General features: G+C 63.4%; 19 protein-coding genes and 2 pseudogenes. 17 read left to right on the top strand and 4 right to left on the bottom strand.

The window, feature by feature from the left end; all coding sequences use genetic code 11:
* Nucleotides 1-56: 56 nt before the first annotated feature.
* Both NKH73_RS26625 and NKH73_RS26620 read left to right on the top strand, forming a co-directional pair.
* Complete coding sequence (locus tag NKH73_RS26625) at nt 57-392, top strand: hypothetical protein (protein WP_352937378.1); 336 nt, start codon at nt 57-59, stop codon at nt 390-392.
* Nucleotides 393-489: 97 nt separating this feature from the next.
* A complete protein-coding gene (locus NKH73_RS26620; protein ID WP_352937377.1) occupies nt 490-657 on the top strand; it encodes a Flp family type IVb pilin in 168 nt (55 codons plus the stop codon).
* 35 nt (nt 658-692) lie between these two features.
* Here the strand turns inward: NKH73_RS26620 and NKH73_RS26615 are convergent, their stop codons facing one another.
* On the bottom strand, nt 693-1,565 hold the full coding sequence (locus NKH73_RS26615; RefSeq protein WP_352937376.1) for a methyltransferase domain-containing protein: 873 nt from the start codon (nt 1,563-1,565) through the stop codon (nt 693-695).
* Nucleotides 1,566-1,618: 53 nt separating this feature from the next.
* On the opposite strand from NKH73_RS26615, the gene NKH73_RS26610 reads away from it, so the two are divergent.
* The 4 genes from NKH73_RS26610 to NKH73_RS26595 are packed head-to-tail and all read left to right on the top strand — an operon-like array spanning nt 1,619 to nt 4,016.
* On the top strand, nt 1,619-2,404 hold the full coding sequence (locus NKH73_RS26610; RefSeq protein WP_352937375.1) for a ComF family protein: 786 nt from the start codon (nt 1,619-1,621) through the stop codon (nt 2,402-2,404).
* Between the two features lie 28 nt (nt 2,405-2,432).
* Entirely contained in the window at nt 2,433-2,702 is a 270-nt protein-coding gene (grxC, locus tag NKH73_RS26605; protein ID WP_352937373.1) for a glutaredoxin 3, read from the top strand.
* A gap of 10 nt (nt 2,703-2,712) precedes the next feature.
* Nucleotides 2,713-3,594 carry a carbon-nitrogen hydrolase family protein gene (locus NKH73_RS26600; RefSeq protein ID WP_352937372.1) on the top strand — a complete coding sequence of 294 codons (882 nt, stop codon included), beginning with the start codon at nt 2,713-2,715 and terminating at the stop codon, nt 3,592-3,594.
* Nucleotides 3,591-4,016, top strand: coding sequence for a DUF1178 family protein (locus NKH73_RS26595; RefSeq protein WP_352937371.1), 426 nt, complete (start codon nt 3,591-3,593; stop codon nt 4,014-4,016). Before NKH73_RS26600 ends, NKH73_RS26595 begins: the two co-directional genes overlap by 4 nt.
* A gap of 4 nt (nt 4,017-4,020) precedes the next feature.
* Here the strand turns inward: NKH73_RS26595 and NKH73_RS26590 are convergent, their stop codons facing one another.
* Nucleotides 4,021-4,506, bottom strand: coding sequence for a MarR family winged helix-turn-helix transcriptional regulator (locus NKH73_RS26590; RefSeq protein ID WP_352937369.1), 486 nt, complete (start codon nt 4,504-4,506; stop codon nt 4,021-4,023).
* 100 nt (nt 4,507-4,606) lie between these two features.
* Between NKH73_RS26590 and NKH73_RS26585 the strand changes: the two are divergent.
* A pseudogene (locus NKH73_RS26585) lies at nt 4,607-5,538 on the top strand (DMT family transporter).
* A 27-nt stretch (nt 5,539-5,565) separates the two neighbouring features.
* On the opposite strand, the gene ubiG reads toward NKH73_RS26585, so the two are convergent.
* The gene (gene ubiG / locus NKH73_RS26580; protein ID WP_352937368.1) at nt 5,566-6,315 is read right to left on the bottom strand and encodes a bifunctional 2-polyprenyl-6-hydroxyphenol methylase/3-demethylubiquinol 3-O-methyltransferase UbiG; all 750 of its coding nucleotides are present in this window, start codon (nt 6,313-6,315) and stop codon (nt 5,566-5,568) included.
* A 359-nt stretch (nt 6,316-6,674) separates the two neighbouring features.
* On the opposite strand from ubiG, the gene NKH73_RS26575 reads away from it, so the two are divergent.
* From NKH73_RS26575 to NKH73_RS26535, 9 genes are all read left to right on the top strand, one after another.
* On the top strand, nt 6,675-7,928 hold the full coding sequence (locus NKH73_RS26575; protein WP_352937366.1) for an aspartate kinase: 1,254 nt from the start codon (nt 6,675-6,677) through the stop codon (nt 7,926-7,928).
* A 182-nt stretch (nt 7,929-8,110) separates the two neighbouring features.
* Nucleotides 8,111-10,381: a phosphoenolpyruvate--protein phosphotransferase gene (gene ptsP, locus NKH73_RS26570; protein WP_352937365.1), complete on the top strand. Its 2,271-nt coding sequence runs from the start codon at nt 8,111-8,113 to the stop codon at nt 10,379-10,381.
* A 12-nt stretch (nt 10,382-10,393) separates the two neighbouring features.
* Nucleotides 10,394-11,473, top strand: a complete 1,080-nt coding sequence (prfA, locus tag NKH73_RS26565; protein WP_352937364.1) for a peptide chain release factor 1 — start codon at nt 10,394-10,396, stop codon at nt 11,471-11,473.
* Complete coding sequence (prmC, locus tag NKH73_RS26560; protein ID WP_352937363.1) at nt 11,466-12,344, top strand: peptide chain release factor N(5)-glutamine methyltransferase; 879 nt, start codon at nt 11,466-11,468, stop codon at nt 12,342-12,344. The genes prfA and prmC overlap by 8 nt, the downstream gene beginning before the upstream one ends.
* Nucleotides 12,345-12,646: 302 nt before the next feature.
* Complete coding sequence (locus tag NKH73_RS26555; RefSeq protein WP_352937361.1) at nt 12,647-13,588, top strand: DUF4167 domain-containing protein; 942 nt, start codon at nt 12,647-12,649, stop codon at nt 13,586-13,588.
* Nucleotides 13,589-13,812: 224 nt separating this feature from the next.
* The gene (clpB, locus tag NKH73_RS26550; RefSeq protein WP_352937359.1) at nt 13,813-16,419 is read left to right on the top strand and encodes an ATP-dependent chaperone ClpB; all 2,607 of its coding nucleotides are present in this window, start codon (nt 13,813-13,815) and stop codon (nt 16,417-16,419) included.
* 34 nt (nt 16,420-16,453) lie between these two features.
* Nucleotides 16,454-16,819 carry an MmcQ/YjbR family DNA-binding protein gene (locus tag NKH73_RS26545; protein ID WP_352937358.1) on the top strand — a complete coding sequence of 122 codons (366 nt, stop codon included), beginning with the start codon at nt 16,454-16,456 and terminating at the stop codon, nt 16,817-16,819.
* Between the two features lie 150 nt (nt 16,820-16,969).
* Nucleotides 16,970-18,421 (top strand): L,D-transpeptidase family protein, encoded by a 1,452-nt coding sequence (locus NKH73_RS26540; protein WP_352937357.1) that lies wholly within the window; start codon nt 16,970-16,972, stop codon nt 18,419-18,421.
* A gap of 118 nt (nt 18,422-18,539) precedes the next feature.
* Nucleotides 18,540-20,099, top strand: coding sequence for an MFS transporter (locus NKH73_RS26535; protein WP_352937355.1), 1,560 nt, complete (start codon nt 18,540-18,542; stop codon nt 20,097-20,099).
* Nucleotides 20,100-20,124: 25 nt separating this feature from the next.
* Here NKH73_RS26535 and NKH73_RS26530 read toward each other — a convergent pair whose 3' ends face one another.
* Nucleotides 20,125-22,086, bottom strand: coding sequence for a M23 family metallopeptidase (locus NKH73_RS26530; RefSeq protein ID WP_352937354.1), 1,962 nt, complete (start codon nt 22,084-22,086; stop codon nt 20,125-20,127).
* A 173-nt stretch (nt 22,087-22,259) separates the two neighbouring features.
* Between NKH73_RS26530 and NKH73_RS26525 the strand changes: the two are divergent.
* A pseudogene (locus NKH73_RS26525) lies at nt 22,260-22,483 on the top strand (hypothetical protein); the annotation flags it as partial.

The following is a 22,483-nucleotide window of genomic DNA, read 5'->3' as shown; positions in this document are numbered from 1 at the left end:
CTGGAGCGCGGAAATCAAGGGAAGGTCGTGTTCGGCCTTCGCCGGAGAGCGGTTGCATGAGCGTCGACAGGGACTGGGATTCGATCCGACCCGAGCGCAATTACAGGGCTGTCAATGCCGGCATGGGCATATTGCGGATCACGCTGCTGTTCGGCTCTGCCGCGGTGGCGCTGGCTTTGATCGCTACGCCCTTCCTCGACAGCCGGATGCGACTGCAGTCCGACCGCGCCGATTTTGTCGGCGGCCTCGACAGGATGAGCACGGGGTCGATTGAAAGCAGGAACTCGATCGGCCGTCGTGGCACTTACACGCTGCGCAGGAGCGTGCTGCAGCCGCTGCCCAGTTCGGTCTGCGTGATACGCGACAATGGCAAGCGCAGCGGCGACTGCTGATATCGTTTAAAACGCTCGTTTCATCGCCTGTTAAGCTTGCGCCATTAACCTTTCTTAACAGGTCGGCGCTAGGATTCCGGCAGGCGGGATCGACGGCATGAAAACATCGTTGCAACGATTTCTGGAAGACGAGGCCGGCGCGACGGTCATAGAATACGGCCTCATCGCGGCCGTGCTGTCGGTCGCCATCCTTGCCGGGGGCGGCCAGGCGTTCGATGCCCTCAAATTGCTGTTCAGCGACAGGCTTGCGAACGCTCTCCCGTAGTGATCACGATCGGGCCCCTAATCCGTAGAATCCGGTCAACGCCCTTCGGGATTTTCCAGGATTGTCTTCAGCGATATTTTCGCCGAGCCTGGCTTCAGCGGCTTTTGCTGCGAGGCGTCGGGCGCCCAGCCTGACATCCAGACGATCGGAAAGCTCGCCCTGACGCGGCCATCGGCATCCGAAAACCGCTCGGCGTAGATTTCTGCGGCGCGGGCAAACAGCCTTCGTGTCCCCGGTCGCCTGGTGCGGTCGATGAGGGCGCTGGTCTCGCCCATCGCCCGCAGGTCCGCCATCAGCCCGAACAGCGAATCATAGCGCACCGTCACCGTCTCGACATCGGCGACGGGCAAGGCCAGGCCGGCGCGTTGCAAAAGCGCGCCGGCGTCGCGCACGTCGGTGAACGGGATGACGCGCGGGCTGGCGCCGCCATAAAGCTCGGTCTCGGCGGCGAGCAGGCTTTCGCGCAGTTCGGAAAGCGTGCCGGCGCCGGCAAAAGCGCCGAGGAAAAGACCGTCCGGTTTCAGCGCGCGGCGGATCTGCACCAGCATGCCGGGAATGTCGTTCATTGCCTGAAGCGACAAAAGAGACACGGCGAGATCGAGGCTTTCCGGCTCGAACGGCACTGTCTCCAGCGGCGCCACCAATCCCTCAGCGTCGTCCAGGAACGCAGCGTCCGCCTCGACGCGCGCGATCTCCGCCACCTTGCCGCTTTTCGCGAGCACGTCGACCGCCGCCGGCGTCTGGCAAAACAGCACGGCCGCTCGGTCGAATTTGCGCTCGACGGCGCCCAGCCGCTCGGCAAGCTCTTCGGCCGCCCGACGCATCAGGAAATCCGCGCCGGCAGCCGGATTGGAGAGCGCCCGGCGCTTGTGCGCCAGCCAGAGAGACGTATCGACTATGGGCTGCAACTGACGGTTCCTGGTTTCCGCTCTCTGATATAGGGTGGCGGACAACGAACCACGTGGCCGATCCAATGCCAGATATCAAGAGTATCGCTCGAAAGGCATTGGACTGGCCGGCGCGCGTGCTGTTTCCGCCGGTTTGCGCCGGCTGCCGCCGGCATGTCTCGCAGCCCGGCGTGCTGTGCGGTGCCTGCTGGCCGAAGCTCAGGCTCCTGGAACGGCCATGGTGCCCGGTCATGGGCACGCCATTCATCCATCATATGGGCGAGGGTTTCCTGTCGGCCGAGGCGATCGCAGACCCGCCGCCCTTCGAGCGCGCGCGGGCCGCGGTCGCCTACTCCGGTGTCGCCCGCCAGATGGTGCAAGGGTTGAAATACCAGGATCGCACCGATCTGGCGCCGTGGATGGCGCGCTGGATGCTGCGCGCCGGCGCCGAACTGACCGCGGAAGCCGATGTGGTCGTGCCGGTGCCGCTGCACTGGCGGCGCTTTTTCAGGCGCCAGTTCAATCAGTCGGCGGAACTGGCAAGGGCGGTATCGCAGCTTGGCGGCCTGCCTTTTGCGCCTTCCGCGGTCAGGCGCGTCAAACTCACCCGCCAGCAGGTCGGGCTGGAGCGGCGGGAACGCGAGGAGAATGTGCGCGCCGCCTTTCGCGTGCCCGAGGAGGCCGAGATCGAGATCGCCGGCCGCCGGGTGCTCTTGATCGACGATGTCTATACCACCGGCGCCACTGTTCGCGCGGTCGCCAAGGCGCTGAAGAAGGGCGGCGCCGGGGCGGTCGACGTGCTGACCTTTGCGCGTGTGCTGCCGGGGGACTTTCGGGCCGACGAGTCCGCGACTATATAGATTGAAGGAAAGGCAGGATTGCTGACCGATGGTCGACGTGACGATCTATACACGGGTGATGTGCGGCTATTGCACGGCAGCCAAGCGGCTGCTCGAGCGCAAGGGCGTCGCCTACACCGAGCACGACGCCTCCTTCTCGCCGGAACTGCGCCGGGAAATGATTTCCCGCGCGAACGGCCGCTCTTCCTTTCCGCAGATTTTCATCGGCGACACACATGTCGGCGGCTGCGACGATCTCCACGAATTGGAGGCGGAGGGCCGGCTGGACCGTCTGCTCACCGATGGTTCGACGAATTGAGGATATGACGATGGGTGCTTTCAAGGCGGCGGCGATCCAGATGCGTTCTGGCATCAGCCCCGAGCGCAATGCGGCCGATCTGGAGCGGCTGGTGCGCGAGGCGGCAAGCCAGGGCGCGACCTATATCCAGTCACCGGAAATGACCGGTGCGCTGGTCCGCGACAAACAGGCGCGGGCCGCCTCGTTCACGTCCGAGGACAAGGACATCATCGTCGCGACCTCGCGCAAGCTGGCGAAAGAACTTGGCATCTTCCTGCATATCGGCTCGACCGCCATCCTGCGCGCCGACGGCAAGCTCGCCAATCGTGCGCTTCTGTTCGGGCCGAATGGCGCGACACTAGCCACCTACGACAAGATCCACATGTTCGACGTCGATCTCGACAATGGCGAGAGCTGGCGCGAATCGGCCGCCTACGAGCCAGGCACCGAGGCCGTCGTCACCGAGATCAGCGGCGCCGGGATCGATGGCGCGAGGTTGGGTTTCGCCGTCTGCTACGATCTGCGCTTTCCGCAGCTCTTCCGCGCCGAGGCGTTGGCGGGCGCGGACATGCTTTCGGTGCCCGCCGCCTTCACCCGCCAGACCGGCGAAGCGCACTGGCACGTGCTGCTCAGGGCGCGCGCCATCGAGAACGGCGCCTATGTCGTAGCTGCGGCGCAAGGCGGACTGCACGAGGACGGCCGCGAGACCTATGGTCATTCGCTGATCGTCGATCCCTGGGGCCGCATCCTCGCAGAAGCTGCGCATGACGAACCGGCGGTGATCGTCGCCGAGATCGACCCGACGCAGTCGGTCGCCGCGCGCAAGAAGATCCCCAACCTGAAAAATGCGCGGGATTTTGCCGTCAACGGCGGATTGTCCGAGGCGCTGCCGCTCAGGGGTGCAGCATCTTGATCCGCTTTGCCCTGATCTGCGACCACGAGCACGAATTCGAGGGTTGGTTTCGCAGCAATGACGATTTCGACACCCAGAAGAAACGTGGCTTCGTCGATTGCCCGACTTGCGGCTCGCACAAAGTCGAGAAGGCGTTGATGGCGCCGGCCGTCTCCACCGGGCGCAAACAGGAAAAGATCGCTCTCGCCATGGGCGAGGCCCAGAAGCAGGCGCTGGCGCAACTGAAGGCGCTGGCCGAGAAGGTGCGCGAGAACGCCGACTATGTCGGCGACAAATTTGCCGAGGAAGCGCGCAAGATCCATTTCGGCGAGAGCGATCCACGCGGCATCTATGGCGAGGCGACGCTCGAGGAGGCAAAGAGCCTGGCCGAAGACGGCGTCGAATTCATGCCGATTCCGAGTTTTCCCGACGAGCGGAACTGACAGGCTAGCCCACACTCGCTATCAACTTCTCGAGCAGGCGAGCAAGCGTCTCCTGCTCCTGACGCGTCAGACCGGAAAGTATCTCGTGTTCGTTGGCGACGTGGGCGGCGACCGCCTCATCGATCAAGGCGAGACCTTTCGCGGTGAGCTGCACGACAATCCCGCGCCGGTCGTTGGGATGCGGCCCGCGCATGATCAATCCTAACTTCTCCAGCCGGTCGAGCCGGTTGGTCATGGCGCCCGACGTCACCATCGTCGCTTCATAGAGGGCGGTTGGCGTCAGCGCATAAGGTGATCCGGAACGGCGCAGCGTCGCCAGCACATCGAATTCCCCGGTCTGCAAACCGAAACGGGCAAACAGCGGAGCGAGGCGTTCTCGTGCTATCAGCGACGAGGCTTCGTTCAACCGTCCAAGCACGGCCATCGGTGAAACGTCCAAATCCGGCCGTTCCTTTTTCCACTGCTCGATGGCGTTGGCTGCACGATCCATCTATCTCACCATTAAATATCTTGACGTTAAGTATCTTTGCATTATCTTATCTCAAGATGTAATGCCGGCCAAGGGCCGCAAATAGCGTCGGGGCTACGAAATGAAATTTCTCTGGGATTCAGCGCTCGGCCTTTTGGTCGTCACCGGCGGGCTGCTCGGCCTGACGCTGCCGTTCGGCAAGATCGCGACGGCAGCCGGCGTTTCCCCGCCATGGTCTGGGCCCTGGTCATCTCGCTCGGCGCCGGCGGCGTGCTTTTGTGCGCCTTGCTGCTGCGCGGGCAGCGCATCCGGCTTACCCCGCACAGGCTGCGCTACTTCTTCGTCACCGCGGCGGTGTCCTACGCCTTCCCCAATCTGTTGATGTTCTCGGCCATTCCGCATCTCGGCGCCGGCTACACCGGCATCATGTTCACGCTGTCGCCGGTGGTCACGCTGGTGTTTTCGATCCTGCTCGGCGTTCGCCGCCCCAATCTGCTTGGTGTCGTCGGTATTGCAGTCGGCTTTGTCGGTGCGGTGATGGTGGCGATGACGCGCGGCGAGGCCGGCCAGCCGGCCGAATTTTTCTGGGTGGCGATAGGGCTGCTCATCCCGGTCAGCCTCGCCGTCGGCAACATCTACCGCACGGTCGACTGGCCCGAAGGGACCGGACCGATCGAGTTGGCCGTCGGCAGCCATCTGGCAGCGGCTGCGCTGCTCCTCTGCGGCATCCTCACGCTGCAGGGCGGCGGTTCGCTTGCTCCACTCAGCAATGTGCCGCTGGTGGTCGTCGGGCAGGTCGCGTCAGCCGCGGCGATGTTCGCCTTCTTCTTCCGACTGCAGGCGGTCGGCGGCCCGGTCTATCTCAGCCAGATTGGCTATGTCGCGGCTGCGGTCGGGTTGTTTGCCGGCACGATCTTTCTCGGCGAGCACTATCAATTGCTGACCTGGGCGGGTGCTATCATCATCACCGCCGGCGTGTTCATCACCACGAAAGCGCAAAGCCAGATCACCACAAAGGCGCAGAGCCAGACAGGTGAGAACGTGGCGACGTGAGAAGGTTCAGGCATTTCATGACAAAGTTCAGGCGGGTGCCTTCTCCGCCAGCACCATATAATTGACGTCCATGTCCTTAGATCGCTGCCAGCGGTCGGCGAGCGGATTGTAGGCGACGCCGGTGCGGTCGATGATGGTCAGGCCAGCGCCGGCGAGCGCCTTTTCCAACTCGTCCGGCCGCACCAGCTTGCCGAACTGGTGGGTGCCACGCGGCAACCAGCGCAGCACATATTCGGCGCCGATGATGGCCAGACCCAGCGCCTTCAGCGTGCGGTTGATGGTGGCGACGAACATGATCCCGCCGGGCTTGACCATCTCGCCGCATTTGGCAACGAACAGGTCGATGTCGGCGACATGCTCGACCACTTCCATGTTGAGGATAACGTCGAATTTCTCGCCGGCGTCGGCCAGATCCTCAGCCGTCGTGGCACGGTAATCGACCGTCACGCCGACCTCCGCCGAATGCAGCTTGGCCACTTCGATATTGGTGGCGGATGCGTCGGCGCCGACCACCTCGGCGCCAAGCCGCGCCATCGGCTCGCACAACAGCCCGCCGCCGCAGCCGATGTCGAGGAAGCGCAGGCCCTCGAACGGCCGCGCCGCACGCGGGTCGCGGCCGAAGCGCGCCGCCACCTGGTCGCGTATATAGGCAAGCCGGATCGGATTGAACTTATGCAGCGGGCGGAATTTGCCGTTCGGGTTCCACCATTCGGCGGCAAGGGCGGAAAAGCGCTCCACTTCTCCGGCATCGATCGTCGACCGTCTGGGTTCTGGCATGGTGTGTCTCCCGCAGACTCAAAAGTTCAGAGCGCGATCGGGTGCAAAACCGGATACGACTTTTGCTGATCGCGCTCTGGTGCGCTAGGAAGTCGGTCGCGAGGCTGCGAATGTCAAGGCAGCAATTTCGCCTGTCGACAGGGCAGTGCTCACGATGCCAGGAGGCGCCGGCTGCGATCTGCCGGCATGTGGCAGCTTGCTTCGCCTTCCGTCGACCAACCGACGACTGGCGGCACGCCTTGCGAAACCCCAAGCATTTGGCTAAGGAGGCCGCGAATTCAGCGACCGGCCCGTCCGGACGCTCCCTTTCCGCTTTTCGGCCGTCGGCCCGGGCATCCAGTCAAAGGCATTTCGCTTCAATGGCGCGCATCGTGATGAAATTCGGCGGAACCTCCGTCGCCGACATCGCCCGCATCCGCAATGTGGCGCGCCACGTCAAACGCGAGGTCGATGCCGGCCATGAGGTTGCGGTGGTCGTCTCGGCGATGGCCGGCAAGACCAACGAGCTCGTGCAATGGACGCGCGAAGCCTCGCCCATGCACGATGCGCGCGAATATGATGCCGTCGTCGCCTCCGGCGAGCAGGTGACTGCCGGCCTGCTGGCGATCGCGCTGCAGAACATGGGCGTCCATGCCCGTTCCTGGCAAGGTTGGCAGATCCCGATCAAGACCGACAATGCCCATGGCGCGGCGCGTATTCTCGACATTGACGGCGCATTCCTGATCAAGCGCTTCGGCGAGGGCCAGGTGGCGGTGGTCGCCGGCTTCCAGGGCATCGGACCGGACAACCGCATCGCGACGCTCGGCCGTGGCGGTTCCGACACCAGTGCCGTCGCCATCGCCGCGGCGGTCAAGGCCGACCGATGCGACATCTATACCGATGTCGACGGGGTCTACACCACCGACCCCCGCATCGAGCCGAAGGCACGGCGGCTGGCCAAGATTTCCTTCGAGGAAATGCTTGAAATGGCGTCGCTCGGCGCCAAGGTCCTGCAGGTGCGTTCGGTCGAGCTTGCCATGGTGCACAGGGTGCGTACTTTCGTGCGGTCGTCCTTCGACGATCCCGATGCGCCCGGAATGGGGGATTTGCTCAATCCGCCCGGAACGCTTATTTGCGACGAGGAAGAGATCGTGGAACAGCAGGTCGTCACCGGAATTGCTTACGCCAAGGACGAAGCGCAGATTTCGTTGCGCCGTGTCGGCGACCGGCCGGGCGTCGCCGCCGGCATTTTCGGGCCGCTGGCCGAAGCCAATATCAATGTCGACATGATCGTTCAGAACATTTCGGAGGACGGCAAATTCACCGACATGACCTTCACCGTGCCGTCCGGCGATGTCGACAAGGCGCTTGGCGTGCTCGAGCGGATCAAGGCCACGATCGGTTATGACGTCGTACAGTCGGAAGCCGGCATGTCGAAGGTCTCGGTGATCGGCATCGGCATGAGGAGCCATGCGGGCGTCGCCGCCACCGCCTTCAAGGCGCTGGCCGACAAATCGATCAATATCCGCGCGATCACGACCTCCGAAATCAAGATTTCGATCCTGATCGACGGTCCCTACACCGAACTTGCAGTTCGCACTTTGCATTCCATCTACGGTCTGGATAAGCAGTAGCAGATTGCATCGGCCCGAAATCGACAGTCGATTCTCGGAAAGCACGATGCAGCGGACCGAAAGTCTTAGAGCGTCCTTTATGCGTCCAATCGGATGCACGGCGCTCTAATTGAGTTGTTGCGTGAGCGTCGGCCGCGGGAGAAACTGCGGCGGGCAAAATGTCCATTGGAGAACAAGCCGCGATGCGTGATACGGCCAGTGGCCCGCGCGTTTTGTTGAAACGGCTCCGCGAGCTCATGCAGGAGCCGCTGGAGCCGCAGGAGCGGCTCGACCGCATCGTGCGCGACATCGCCTCCAACATGGTCGCCGAAGTGTGCTCGCTCTATGTGCTGCGTGCCGATTCGGTGCTCGAACTCTATGCCACCGAAGGCCTGAACCCGAACGCCGTCCATTTGGCGCAGCTCAGGCTGGGGGAAGGCCTCGTCGGCACGATCGCGGCCTCAGCACGACCGCTCAATCTCTCGAACGCGCAGGAACATCCCGCCTTCGCCTACCTGCCAGAGACGGGGGAAGAGATCTACAACTCCTTCCTCGGCGTGCCGGTGCTCAGGGCAGGGCGCACGCTCGGCGTGCTGGTCGTCCAGAACAAGACCATGCGCCATTATCGCGACGACGAGGTCGAGGCGCTGGAAACGACGGCGATGGTGATCGCCGAGATGATCGCCACCGGCGATCTTGCGCGGCTGACCCGGCCCGGGCTCGAACTCGACCTGCGCCGCCCGGTGAGCTTTACCGGCCTATCCTTCAACGAGGGTGTCGGCCTTGGCCATGTCGTGCTGCACGAGCCGCGCATCGTCGTCACCAATCTGTTCAACGAGGATAGCGACGAGGAGATCAGGCGGCTCGATGCATCCCTCGGTTCGCTCAGGCTCTCGATCGACGACATGCTGGAACGCCGCGAAGTCGCCTTCGAGGGCGAACATCGCCAGGTGCTCGAAGCCTATCGCATGTTCGCCAACGACAGCGGCTGGGTGCGCCGGCTGGAAGAGGCGATCCGCAACGGCCTGACGGCGGAAGCGGCGGTGGAAAAAGTGCAGAGCGACATGCGGGCCCGCATGCTGCACATGACCGATCCGTATCTGCGCGAGCGGATGAGCGATTTTGACGATCTCGCCAACCGGCTGCTGCGCCAGTTGATGGGGCGTGGGCCGGACGATGTCGCGACGTCGCTGCCGAAGGACGCCATCATCGTCGCCCGCTCGATGGGCGCCGCCGAACTGCTCGATTATCCCAGAGACAAGCTGCGTGGCGTGGTGCTGGAGGATGGGGCTGCGACCAGCCACGTCGTCATCGTGGCGAGAGCCATGGGCATACCGGTCGCCGGCCAGATGAAGGGTGCCGTTTCCATGGCGGAAAACGGCGACGCCATCATTGTCGACGGCGAAGAAGGTGCGATCCATCTGCGCCCCCAGCCCGACCTCGAAGCCGCCTATGCCGAAAAGGTCCGCTTCCGGGCCCGGCGGCAGGAAGTCTATCGCGAACTGCGCAAGAAGCCGTCGGTGACCAAGGACGGCGTCCATGTCGATCTGTTGATGAATGCCGGCCTGGCCGTCGATCTGCCGCAGCTTACCGAGGCGGGCGCTGCGGGCATCGGCCTGTTCCGCACCGAGCTGCAATTCATGGTCGCCTCGACCTTTCCGCGTGCGGAAGCTCAGGAACGGCTCTACCGAGACGTGCTCGACGCGGCGCGCGGCAAGCCGGTGACCTTCCGCACCATCGATATCGGCGGCGACAAGGTTTTGCCTTACTTTAAGGACGTGGTCCAGGAAGAGAATCCGGCGCTCGGCTGGCGTGCCATCCGCCTGACGCTAGACCGGCCGGGCCTGTTGCGCACCCAGATCCGCGCGCTTCTGAAGGCCTGCGGCGGGCGTGAACTGAAGCTGATGCTGCCGATGGTGACGGAACTCGGCGAGATCGCACAGGCACGCGAAATCCTCGATCGCGAGGTGCGGCATCTGTCGCGTTTTGCCCATCATTTGCCGACCAGCCTGAAGCTCGGGGCCATGCTGGAAGTGCCTTCACTGCTGTTCCAGCTCGACGAGCTGATGAAGGCGGTCGATTTCGTCTCGGTAGGCTCGAACGATCTGTTCCAGTTCGTCATGGCGGTCGATCGCGGCAATACGCAGCTCTCCGACCGCTTCGATACGCTGTCGACGCCGTTCCTGCGCGCTTTGAAGCAGATTGCCGACGCGGGCGTGCGCAACAACACGCCGGTGACCTTGTGCGGCGAGCTCGCCGGCAAGCCGATCTCGGCGATGGCGCTGGTCGGCCTTGGTTACCGTTCGATCTCGATGTCGCCTGCCTCGATCGGTCCGGTCAAGGCGATGCTGACGGAGCTGCCGCTGGCCGAGCTGCAAGCATTTTTCGCCGACAATCTCATGGCGCCGTCCCAGAAGTTGCCGATGCGCGCGCTGCTGCAGGCCTTTGCCGACGACCGCTCTATACCGTTGTAGTAGTACCCCACCATGATCAACCTGCCCCGCGACCGTATGGATCAAGTCGTCAAGCGTTTCGACATGCTCGAGGCGCAGATGTCGGCCGGGCCGGAGGCGGACGCCTATGTCAGGATGGCGTCGGAATATGCCGACATCCAGGAAATGGTGGCAAAGATCAGGGCGCTGCGCACCGCCGAGCACGAACAGGCCGATCTGGAGGCGATGCTCGCCGACAAGAGCACCGATGCCGAAATGCGGGCATTGGCCGAGGCCGATCTGCCCGAGGTCAGGGAACGCATCGAAGCATTGCAGAAAGACATCCAGATCCTGCTTCTGCCCAAGGATGCCGCCGACGACAAGAATGCCATCCTCGAAATCCGTGCCGGCACCGGCGGCGACGAGGCAGCTCTCTTTGCCGGCGACCTGTTTCGCATGTACGAACGCTACGCTGCGGCGCGCGGTTGGCGTTTCGAGATGGTGTCGGCAAGCGAGGGCGAGGTCGGCGGCTACAAGGAAATCATCGCCACCATTTCGGGCAAGGGGGTCTTTGCCCATCTGAAATTCGAGTCCGGCGTGCATCGCGTGCAGCGTGTGCCGGCGACCGAGGCCGGCGGGCGCATCCACACCTCGGCGGCGACGGTTGCCGTGCTGCCCGAAGCGGAAGAGGTCGACATCGACATCAGGGCCGAAGACATCCGCATCGACACGATGCGCGCCTCGGGTTCGGGCGGCCAGCACGTCAATACCACCGATTCGGCGGTGCGCATCACCCATCTGCCGACGGGCATCATGGTGGTGCAGGCGGAGAAGTCGCAGCACCAGAATCGAGCGAAAGCCATGCAGATCCTGCGCGCCAGGCTCTACGACCTAGAGCGCAGCAAGGCCGACGAGGAACGCTCCGAATCCCGCAAGTCGCAGGTTGGTTCGGGCGATCGCTCGGAACGCATCCGCACCTACAATTTCCCACAGGGTCGCGTCACCGACCATCGCATCAATCTGACGCTTTACAAGCTCGACCGGGTGATGATGGGCGAACTTGATGAGATCATCGACGCGCTGATGGCCGATCACCAGTCGAAGCTGCTCGCCGATATCGGCGTCGATGGCTGACAGTCTGCCTGGTATGCTGGGACCGCTGCTGAAAGCGGCACGGGCACGCCTTGCCGCGGCCGCAGTCGCCGATCCGGCGCTGGATGCCAGGCTGATCGTCGAACATTTTTCCGGCACCACCCGCACGCAAGCCATCGCCGATCCCGAACGCAGGGTCGATGCCGGCGCGATTGCCGCTATCGATGCAGCGTTAAGGCGGCGGATCGCCGGCGAACCGGTGCATCGCATCCTCGGCCATCGCGAATTCTACGGCTTGCGCCTGTCGCTTTCACCGGAAACGCTGGAGCCGCGACCAGATACCGAAACGCTGGTCGAAGCGGTACTGCCCTTCGTGAAGACCACAGCAGAACGGGAAGGCGAATGCCGCATCCTCGATCTCGGCACCGGCACCGGCGCGATCGCACTGGCGCTGCTCAGCGCCGTTCCGGCGGCGCGCGCCACTGGGGTCGACATTTCGCAAGATGCGCTGGGCACCGCCATGCGCAATGCCGAGGAATTGGGGTTGGCCAGCCGGTTCCAGGTGCTCAAATCCGACTGGTTCGAAAAAGTTTTTGGCCGATACCATGTAATTGCCGCTAACCCTCCCTATATATCGTCCATAGACATCGAAAATCTGCAGGACGAGGTCCGCGGTTTTGATCCACGCAGAGCCTTGGATGGCGGCGCGGACGGTCTGAGTTCCTACAGGATCATCGCCGCCGAGGCGGCAGGTTTTTTGGAAGCCGAAGGCAGGATTGCGGTCGAGATCGGCCACACGCAATGCAAGGATGTCACGGACATATTCTTCGAAGCCGGCTACATGCCGGCAGGGGTGTTCCGCGATCTTGGCGGAAACGACAGGGTTCTGATCTTTGAACCGACAAAGCCGTGATGCAGTGCGAAAAAACGCTTGGCAATGTCGGGGAATGCGGCTAGGGTCGCCTTAACCGGATGAGACGAAGCAGGCAGTGCTCTTAGCGATTCGGTTTCCTTGGAAATAGCTGCCTTCTTGCGCAAACGACGCCCAAGCTTCGTGCGGGAATCGTCCGACAAGTGATGTAACCGGAACAGGATGACACGTGGCGCCAACGCAATCGATGCGGGCGAACGCCGGTGAAGAGACGAAACGGCTGGCCGCATGAGCGCCTCCGTTCGTGAAGAATTTTCGAAAATTTCAAAAATGAAGAGAGTCGAATGAGGCCACAACAGCAGAACAGGCGCATGCGCGGTCGCAACAACAACGGCGGCGGCGGCAATAACAATAACAACAACCGCAAGGGCCCAAATCCCCTTACGCGCAACTACGAGAGCAACGGCCCGGACGTGAAGATCCGCGGATCGGCTCAGCAGATCGCCGAAAAATACGCTACCCTTGCCCGTGATGCGCAAAGCTCCGGCGACCGGGTGATGGCGGAAAACTATCTCCAGCACGCCGAGCACTACAATCGCATCATCGCTGCCGCGCAGGCGCAGCTTCCGATCCAAAGCGCTCAGCAGAACCGCGACGATTTCGACGAGGACGGCGACGACGACCGCGACGATTTCGACAACACCGGCAACAGCAATGCTGGTGAAACCGCGGCTCCGGTGGTTAATCATGGTGCCGGCCCGCAGCCGGTTATCGACGGCACGCCGGCCGAATTGGCGTTCAACCAGGAAAACCGCGATAATCGCGAGAACAGTGGGCGCGATAATGGTGGGCGCGACAACAATGGCGGCCGCCATCGCGACCGTCGCCCCAATGGCGGCTACGGCCAGAACGGCCAGCGCGGCGAATATGGTTCGCGCGGCGAGCAAGGCGGACAGCGCGGCGATCAGAACCGGCGTAACGAGACGCCGGTACAGAGCGAAACGCCCGTACAGGCAGAAGCTGTGTCCCCGGTCGAGCCTGTTTCTGTGCCAGAGCCCGCGCCGCAGTTCGAGAACTTCTCGCCGGCGGCTCTCGCTGCCCAGGCCGAGCTGAAGGAAGCGGCTGCCGAAAATGGCGCTGCCCGGCGCCCCAGGCGTCCGCGCCGCCCGCGTGTCAACGCTGATCAGGTGGACAGCAGCAATGACAATGCTGGCGCCGATAATTTGAATACAGCGCCGGCGGAAGACGCTGGTGGGGAGCCCGCCAGCGTCGACGTCAACAACTGATTGAGCAAGGCTTTCAGACATTTTTGGGCGGCGGAGAGAAATCTCCGCCGTTTTTGTTTTGCGCGCCCGTGGAATATTATGCGTCCACCATTATCGGGACGTCTTGAGGGTCCGTGGCTTGCGCCCCATATCTCGCCTGAACAGGACCCGGCTCGAACGGGCGGGTCCGTCACCGCAATCTGATCCGGTGCCGCAAAGCGGGCCGGTGACGGAAGGAGACAGAGATGAACCTTGAAAAATACTCCGAGCGCGTGCGCGGCTTTATCCAGTCCGCGCAGACCATGGCGCTCTCGCGCAACCACCAGCAGTTCACCCCCGAACATATCTTGAAGGTGCTCGTCGACGACGATGAGGGCTTGGCCGCGTCGTTGATCGAGCGCGCCGGCGGCAGCGTTCGCGACGTCAAGCTTGGCGTCGAGACGGCACTTGAGGCAATGCCCAAGGTGGAGGGCGGCAACGGCCAGCTTTATCTGGCGCAGCCGCTGGCCAAAGTGTTTTCTACCGCCGAGGAACTGGCCAAGAAGGCCGGCGACAGTTTCGTCACGGTCGAGCGGCTGCTGACGGCGCTGGCGGTCGAGAAATCCGCCAAGACCGCCGATATCCTGACCAAAGCCGGCGTGACACCACAGGCGCTGAACCAGGTGATCAACGACGTCCGCAAGGGCCGCACCGCCGATTCGGCGAGCGCCGAGCAGGGCTATGATGCGCTGAAGAAGTACGCGCGCGATCTCACCGCCGACGCCCGCGCCGGCAAGCTCGACCCGGTCATCGGCCGCGATGACGAGATCCGCCGCACCATCCAGGTGCTGTCGCGCCGCACCAAGAACAATCCGGTGCTGATCGGTGAACCGGGCGTTGGCAAGACCGCGATCGCCGAAGGGCTAGCGTTGCGCATCGTCAACGGCGATGTGCCCGAATCGCTCAAGGACAAGCAACTGATGGCGCTCGACATGGGGTCGTTGATCGCCGGCGCCAAATATCGCGGCGAATTCGAGGAGCGGCTGAAGGCGGTGCTTTCGGAAGTTACGGCTGCCGCTGGCGGCATTATCCTGTTCATCGACGAGATGCACACGCTGGTCGGGGCCGGCAAAGCGGACGGCGCCATGGACGCTTCGAACCTGTTGAAGCCGGCGCTGGCACGCGGCGAACTGCACTGCGTCGGCGCGACGACGCTCGATGAGTACCGCAAGCATGTCGAGAAGGACGCGGCCCTTGCCCGCCGCTTCCAGCCGGTCTTCGTCAATGAGCCGACCGTCGAAGACACCGTCTCCATCCTGCGCGGCCTGAAGGAAAAATACGAGCAGCACCACAAGGTGCGCATCTCGGATTCTGCGCTGGTCGCGGCAGCGTCGCTGTCCAACCGCTACATCGCTGACCGGTTCCTGCCGGACAAGGCGATCGACCTTGTCGACGAGGCCGCGTCGCGGCTGCGGATGCAGGTCGATTCGAAGCCTGAAACGCTGGACGAGATCGACCGCCGTATCATGCAGCTCAAGATCGAGCGTGAGGCGCTGAAAGTCGAGAAGGACGACGCGTCGAAGGACCGGCTCGCCCGCCTCGAAAAGGATCTTTCCGCCCTGGAGGAAGAATCGACCGAACTCACCTCGAAGTGGCAGGCCGAGAAGCAGAAGCTCGGGCTCGCCGCGGATCTGAAGAAGCAGCTCGACGAGGCGCGCAACGAGCTCGCCATTGCCCAGCGCAAGGGTGAATTCCAGCGTGCCGGCGAGCTGGCCTATGGTAAGATTCCGGAACTCGAAAAGAAGCTGACGCAGGCCGAGGCTCAAGACGGCAAGGTCGGCATGGTCGAAGAAGTGGTCACCCCCGATCACGTCGCCCATATCGTGTCGCGCTGGACCGGCATTCCCGTCGACAAGATGCTGCAGGGCGAGCGTGACAAGCTGCTGCGCATGGAAGACGAGATCGGTAAGCGCGTCGTCGGCCAGGGCGAAGCGGTGCAGGCCGTATCAAAAGCCGTTCGCCGTGCCCGCGCCGGCCTGCAGGACCCGAACCGGCCGATCGGCTCGTTCATGTTCCTCGGGCCGACGGGCGTCGGCAAGACCGAGCTGACCAAGGCGCTCGCCAGCTTCCTGTTCGACGACGAGAGCGCCATGGTGCGCATCGACATGTCGGAATTCATGGAGAAGCACTCGGTCGCCCGGCTGATCGGCGCGCCTCCCGGCTATGTCGGCTATGAGGAAGGCGGCGCGCTGACCGAAGCGGTGCGACGCCGGCCCTACCAGGTCGTACTGTTCGACGAGATCGAGAAGGCGCATCCCGATGTCTTCAACGTGCTGCTGCAGGTGCTCGACGACGGCCGCCTGACCGATGGACAAGGCCGCACGGTCGATTTCCGCAACACGCTGATCATCATGACGTCGAACCTCGGCGCCGAATATCTGGTCAATCTCGGCGAGAACCAGGACGTCGATGTCGTGCGCGACGAGGTGATGAGCGTGGTGCGGGCATCGTTCCGGCCGGAGTTCCTCAACCGCGTCGACGAAGTGATCCTGTTCCACCGGCTGCGCCGGCAGGATATGGGCCGCATCGTCGAGATCCAGCTCAAGCGGCTGGAAAACCTGCTTGTCGACCGCAAGATCACGCTTTCGCTGGACCAGGAGGCGGTCGACTGGCTGGCGGCCAAGGGCTACGATCCGGCCTATGGAGCGCGGCCGCTGAAGCGGGTGATGCAGAAGGAACTGCAGGACCCGCTGGCGGAAAAAATCCTGCTCGGCGACGTCCTCGACGGGTCGACCGTCAAGGTCACCGCAGGTTCCGACCGATTGAACTTCCGCTCGAAGCCGACGGTCGTGGCGACGGAGGCGGCTGCCTGATCCGAGCAGGCTTGCATAAAATGGCGGGGCGCAGATGACGCTGGATGACTACAACGGCTTCTGCGCCTCGCTGCCTGCGACGACCCACGTCGTCCAATGGGGCGGCGCCCATGTCTGGAAGGTCGGTGCCAAGGTGTTTGCCATCGGCGGTTGGAACGAGGGGAAGGAGCCGTTCGTCACCTTCAAATGCTCCGACATCGCTTATGACATCTTGAAGGAACAGCCAGGCCTTCGGCCCGCGCCCTATCTTGCGTCACGCGGCATGAAATGGATCCAGCGCCAGACAAATCAAAGCATGGACGATGACGCGCTGAAGGACTACCTGCGCGAAAGCCATCGCCTTGTCGTCCTCAAGCTGACGAAACAGGCGCGCAAGGAATTGCGGCTCGCCCCTAGCTAGTGTTCTTGCTCCAGGTCGCCAGAAATCCGCCATCTTCATGCCCGGTTCATGTTGGAACCTTATCGTCGGCAACTGATTTGCTGGCGAAGGGGTTCGCCGTTTAGGGCAATGCTGGGCGGCGGCAATTACGGACCGGAGAATTTGGGCAACATGTTCCGCACGATCTTCACCCTTTCGGCGTTCGCCGCCGGGCTGCTTTCTTCGAGCGCAATGGCCGCGCCGACGGAAGACATTGCGCCGCGATCTACCCGTGCGGCCGATGACGGCGGTGTGCTGGTCGCCCAGAACGGCGATTTCGACGTCTACTACGACGCCAGGGGAAACCGCGTCATCGTCGATGCGGAAACCGGCAAGGTCCTTGCGATCCAGCCGCCGCAGACCAGGTTCGACCGCCGTGCGCTGCGCCGCGAGGGCTCACGCAATCTCGGGCCGGTCGAGGACGATCGCTATTATCTCGACGGGCAAGACACGGCAGGCTTGCGCCGCAGGCAATTGGAAGAGGAAGGCTTGATCGTCGTGCCGCCGGCCGACGAATACGATCCCTACGACGACAATTCGGTCGAAGCTTTTCCCGAAGCCCCGCGGGATGATAGCTACGGCGATAATTATCCGGAAGCGCCGCAGCCGCGCACCATCGAACGCCAGCCGCTCAACGAGGCTTCGATCGAACCGGTCGAGCCGACGGCGCCGGGCGACCAGGCGGCACTGCCGCCAAAGATCGGCGGCAAAACGGCGGTCGATCCGTCGCTTTCACTCGGTGCACGTCAGGATGTCGCGGCGTTGCAAGTGCTGCTCGACCGCGCCGGCGCTTCGCCCGGCGTCGTCGACGGGCGCTTCGGCTCGAACGTCGACAAGGCGCTCGCCGCCTACAACGAGATCACCGGCAGCTCCCTGCGGTCGACCGATGTGGTCGGCATCCAGGCGGCGCTCGAGCAGTCCGGCGGCGATGCCTTCGCCTCCTATGCCATCACCCCCGAAGACGCGGCCGGCCCCTATGTCGCCTCGGTGCCGGAAGACTACAGCCAGAAGGCGCAACTCGACCGGCTGAGCTACACCTCCGTCACCGAAGCGCTGGCCGAGCGGTTCCACATGGACGAGAACTATCTGAAGGCGCTCAATCCGGACGCCAATTTCAACCGTCCCGGCACGATCATCAAGGTCGCCAATTTCGGCAGGCTGGTGGTGAAGCCGGTGGCAAGCATCATCGCCGACAAGGGCAAGAAGCAGGTCCGCGCCTATGACGCATCGGGCAAGCTGATCGCGGCCTATCCAGCCACCATCGGCTCGGCGGACACGCCTTCGCCCACCGGCACGCATGCGGTGTCGCGGGTCGCGTTGGATCCGAACTACACCTACAACCCGAACATTAATTTCAAGCAGGGCGAAAACGACAAGATCCTGACCATCCCGCCAGGCCCGAACGGCCCGGTCGGCTCGGTCTGGATCGCGCTGGACAAGCCGACCTACGGCATTCACGGCACACCCGATCCCTCCAAGATCGGCAAGACCGAAAGCCATGGCTGCGTGCGGCTGACCAATTGGGACGCGCGCGAGCTGGCAAAAATCGTCTCGCCGGGCGTCACGGTGGAATTCATCGACTGAACGCTGTCGGCAAGGAGCCGTGATCGGTGCCATGAAGGTCTCGATCCCTGTTCTGGTTTCAACGACAGTAACCCTCTGGCCGGTTGTTGCCGGCGGATCGGAGGTCTAAGCAGGCTGCATGAAGTCTCCAAGCGAAGCCGCTGCCATCTCCCTGACCGGCTCTCTTCGGGCCGATACGTTTTGCCCGCAATCGCGGCGCAGGTTCGTGCTGATCGCGGCGATCCTGGCTTCCGCGCTCGGCTTCATCGACGGTTCGATCCTGGCCATCGCCACGCCGGCGATCCGCGTCGACCTCGGTGCCAGTTTCGCCGAGGCGCAGTGGATTTCAAACTCCTATGCGCTGACGCTTTCGGCGCTCATCCTTGTCGGCGGCGCCGCCGGCGACCGTTTTGGCCTGCGGCATGCTTTCGTGGCAGGTATCGCGCTGTTCATTGTTGCCTCGCTTGCCTGCGCGGTGGCGCCGAACCCGCCAGTGCTCATTGCGTTTCGCGCCATTCAAGGCATCGGTGCCGCCATCATGGTGCCGGGCAGCCTCGCCATTATCGCCAAGGCCTATCCGAAGAAGGAGCGCGGCACGGCGATCGGCATCTGGGCGGCGGCCTCGGCGCTGACGACGGCGCTTGGCCCGGTGCTGGGCGGCGTTGTCTTGTCGGCCTTCGGCGACGGTATCTGGCGGGCGATCTTCGCGATCAATCTGCCGCTTGGACTTCTCTCGATCTATCTCCTGCTCGCCAAGGTCCCGGCCGACACTCCGACGGAAAAGCGCAGCCTCGATCTCGGTGGCGCTGCACTCGCCACCTTGGCGTTCGGGGCGCTTGCCTACGGCTTGACTTCGATGAGCGCAGAGGGCGAGGGGCAAATGTCGGGCCCGAGCATCGCCGCCGGCGCGGTGCTGCTCGTGTTGTTCATTGTCTTCGAGCGCCGGCAGCGCGAACCGATGATCGATCTCTCGCTGTTTCGGGTCGGCGCCTTCGCCGGCGCCAATGTGGCAACCTTCTTCCTCTATTTCGCGCTGTCGGCCAATCTGTTCTACCTGCCGATGCTGCTCATCGCCGGATGGGGGCTGAGCACGGCTGAGGTCGGTTTCATCTTTCTGCCGCTGTCGGCGCTGATCGCGCTGTTCTCGGGGCCGATCGGCCACTGGTCCGACCGGATCGGTCCACGGTTTCCGATCGCCAGCGGCAGTCTGGTGGTTGCTGTCGCCTTTGCCGGGCTTGCCTGGCTGGCCTATGCCGGGATCCACAGTTTCTGGTGGGGAGTGTTTCCGCTGATGGCGGTGATGGGGTTCGGCATGGCGCTGGTCGTGTCGCCGCTGTCGACGGCGATCATGACGGCGGTCGATGACAAGGATACGGGTGCTGCTTCGGGAATCAACAACGCCGTCTCGCGCATTGGCGGCCTGATCGCAGTGGCGGCGATGGGTTCATTGGCGGCCTGGGTCTATGCGGCAACGCTGAACACCGGTGCCGCATCCGGCATTCCGGGTTTCGGCGAACCGGCGCCGGCCGGCCTGGCACCGGATCTCGATGCAGCAAGGCTCGCCGCCAGCGATGCAGCTTTCGCAGCCGTCGCCCTGGTGACTGCGCTGCTTTGCCTGCTCTCGGCGATCGTGGCGTGGACGACCGTTTCAGGCGAGCGACTGCCCTGGTCGCGCCGATCCGAGAATCCGCAAGGCTGAAGAGCCCGAAGGCTCCAAAGTCGGCTCAGCCTTCGATCTTGGCGCTCGCGACCTTCAGCGAATCACTGTCTTCCTGCTTGAGCAGGTCATCGATACGCCCGCGCTCGCGCTTGAAGGCGACGAGATCGTCGCCTTTCAGCACCTTGCCGACCGGCAGGCGAACCCGCATCGGGTCGACCTTGGTACCGTTGACGATCAGCTCGTAGTGGAGATGCGGACCGGTGGCGAGACCGGTCTGGCCGAGAAAGCCGATGGTCTGGCCTTGGCGGACGCGCACACCCGGCGCGATGCCTTTGGCAAAAGCGCTCTGGTGATTGTAGGAGGTCTCGTAGCCATTGGCGTGGCGGATGATGATCTGCTTGCCATAGCCGCCGGCCCAGCCGGCCTTCTCGACGACACCGTTGCCGGCGGCGATGATCGGCGTGCCGATCGAGGCCGACCAATCGACGCCGGTATGCATGCGTACATAGCCGAGGATCGGATGCCTGCGGGCACCGAAGCCGGAGCGGAACTTTCCTGCGGGCAGGGGATTGCGCAGCAGGAATTGCTGAGCGCTGCGGCCGTCTCCGTCGAAATAGTCGGTGCTGCCGTCCTGCATCTGGAACCGGTAGAAATTGCGAGTCGTGCCGCCGAATGTCGCCGAGACATAGAGCAGTTCGGATTCGTCGGATGCCCGGTCGTCGCCGTCCGGCTGCGAGAACAGCACCTCGATGCGGTCCGACGGATTGAGCCGCGACTGGAAGTCGACACCTGAGGCCAGGAGCTTGATCAGCCGCTTGGTCATCGCCTTGGACATGCCGTAGGAGTAGGCGGCGCGGTAGATGCCATCGTAGACATTAGGCAGATTGCCGCGCACCACCGGCGCGGGCGAATCGTCGAATGCGGTCGCCAATTCGGGATTGGGTTCCGGCTCCTGCGCCGGCACATATTGGCCGTGATCGTCTATAGCTATGGTGACGATATGCTGCGTCCTGTCATAGATGCCGGTGCGAACGACCTTGGCGGCGTCGCCATGGATCTCGAGCCCAACGCGCAGCACGGTTCCCGCCTTGAGCGCTGTCGCATTCAGCAATTTGGCGATCGCCTCGGCCATGCCGGTGGCGTCCTCGCCCGTATAGCCCGAATCGGCGAAGGCCTCGACTATGTCGCGATCCCTGGTGAAGGGGATGATTTCCTCGGCGAAAGCCGGCGCCTGATCGTCGGGGGCAGCGCGTAGCGACACCGAGACGTTTTCCGGGATGATCCTGACATCGTAGGAGCCGGCCATGCTCTCGGCGAATGCGTCGCCGAATCGCTGCGGGTCGACATAATGCAGCGATGCGACCTGCACCGCGCCGTCGCTTAGACCGGTGCCGGCCTCACGCACCACCTTTTCCACTTCGTCGGCGGACAAGTCGCTCTTTTCGTCGAAGGCCGCCGTCTCGATCGGAAAATCGACCGTCTTCAGGCTCATCTCGCTTTCAACCTTGGCGCCATAGATCTGGCCGGCGGCGGCGGTCGCCGGCTGGCCGGCATTGCCGTCGCGATCGTCGCCGAACACCTGCATCGGGTCGAAAGGCGGATAGGCGCGGCTGGTCGCGTGTCCGGCGGCAAGCGCCATCTTGATCTGCACGAAAGGCATGGTGTGGATGACGTCGCGATCGCCGACCTTGGTCACCATCGATACTTCCATGCGCCGTCGGTCCTTGGCCTTGGCGATCTGGCGCGGCGCCACCAGCCTGGTGGTCTTGGCGATCTCGCCGGAATCGTCGCCTCTTGCAAGGCTGATCAGTTCGGCGATCTCGGGCGGCGTTGCCAGTTGCTGCCGGCCATCAAGGGCCGCGAACAGCGCAACCCCCATCAGCACGCTAGACGTCACGCCGGTAAGAAATGTGCCCGACAGCCAGCGTGCCGAAACCTCGCGCCGGTCGGGTGGGCCACTGCGACCGTCCGCAATCAGCGGCGGCTCGTTGCCGAGTTCGGCTATGACATTTTCCGTATCTGGCATCCAGAAAGGCTGCTTCTTCCCCGGGCGGGACGGCTTGTCGCTTTTGTTGTGGCCATGACATTTGCCTGTCACGGCGGGCGAAGTCAACGAAGCGCCTGGCCTCGGCCGAAATCCCCAATCACACTTTTCTCTCAGTGGCTCTCTTATAGTCTCTTATTAAGGGGGCCGCGCCGATGGTGCGCACGCCCGCTTTATTGGCCTTGGTGTTAAGCCGTAATGCGGCGGCAATAGGGCTCCAGCGTGGTGGTGGGCTTTGTTATTCCCATGCCGCCGCGGAAGTCGGCTACCGAAAATCCTTTGTCGCAAAAAATTCAAAAAAGATTGAAATGGTTGTTGACAGTTTGGAGGGGTGCCGACTATATACGCCTCACCAACGAGGGCGGCGCGCCGCTGGCGA

The sequence above is a fragment of the Mesorhizobium sp. M0938 genome, from assembly GCF_040319125.1.
GTDB lineage: Bacteria > Pseudomonadota > Alphaproteobacteria > Rhizobiales > Rhizobiaceae > Mesorhizobium > Mesorhizobium robiniae.
The sequence above is the reverse complement of the archived record's forward strand: the minus strand, read 5'-3'. Positions and strand labels throughout refer to the sequence as shown.

Excerpts from the sequence above, each read along its gene's own strand:
- NKH73_RS26625 (WP_352937378.1), top strand. The coding sequence starts at position 57 with ATGAGCGTCGACAGGGACTGGGATTCGATCCGACCCGAGCGCAATTAC.
- NKH73_RS26620 (WP_352937377.1), top strand. The coding sequence starts at position 490 with ATGAAAACATCGTTGCAACGATTTCTGGAAGACGAGGCCGGCGCGACG.
- grxC (WP_352937373.1), top strand. The coding sequence starts at position 2,433 with ATGGTCGACGTGACGATCTATACACGGGTGATGTGCGGCTATTGCACG.
- NKH73_RS26600 (WP_352937372.1), top strand. The coding sequence starts at position 2,713 with ATGGGTGCTTTCAAGGCGGCGGCGATCCAGATGCGTTCTGGCATCAGC.
- NKH73_RS26590 (WP_352937369.1), bottom strand. The coding sequence starts at position 4,506 with ATGGATCGTGCAGCCAACGCCATCGAGCAGTGGAAAAAGGAACGGCCG.
- ubiG (WP_352937368.1), bottom strand. The coding sequence starts at position 6,315 with ATGCCAGAACCCAGACGGTCGACGATCGATGCCGGAGAAGTGGAGCGC.
- NKH73_RS26575 (WP_352937366.1), top strand. The coding sequence starts at position 6,675 with ATGGCGCGCATCGTGATGAAATTCGGCGGAACCTCCGTCGCCGACATC.
- ptsP (WP_352937365.1), top strand. The coding sequence starts at position 8,111 with ATGCGTGATACGGCCAGTGGCCCGCGCGTTTTGTTGAAACGGCTCCGC.
- prfA (WP_352937364.1), top strand. The coding sequence starts at position 10,394 with ATGATCAACCTGCCCCGCGACCGTATGGATCAAGTCGTCAAGCGTTTC.
- prmC (WP_352937363.1), top strand. The coding sequence starts at position 11,466 with ATGGCTGACAGTCTGCCTGGTATGCTGGGACCGCTGCTGAAAGCGGCA.
- NKH73_RS26555 (WP_352937361.1), top strand. The coding sequence starts at position 12,647 with ATGAGGCCACAACAGCAGAACAGGCGCATGCGCGGTCGCAACAACAAC.
- clpB (WP_352937359.1), top strand. The coding sequence starts at position 13,813 with ATGAACCTTGAAAAATACTCCGAGCGCGTGCGCGGCTTTATCCAGTCC.
- NKH73_RS26545 (WP_352937358.1), top strand. The coding sequence starts at position 16,454 with ATGACGCTGGATGACTACAACGGCTTCTGCGCCTCGCTGCCTGCGACG.
- NKH73_RS26540 (WP_352937357.1), top strand. The coding sequence starts at position 16,970 with ATGTTCCGCACGATCTTCACCCTTTCGGCGTTCGCCGCCGGGCTGCTT.
- NKH73_RS26535 (WP_352937355.1), top strand. The coding sequence starts at position 18,540 with ATGAAGTCTCCAAGCGAAGCCGCTGCCATCTCCCTGACCGGCTCTCTT.
- NKH73_RS26530 (WP_352937354.1), bottom strand. The coding sequence starts at position 22,086 with ATGCCAGATACGGAAAATGTCATAGCCGAACTCGGCAACGAGCCGCCG.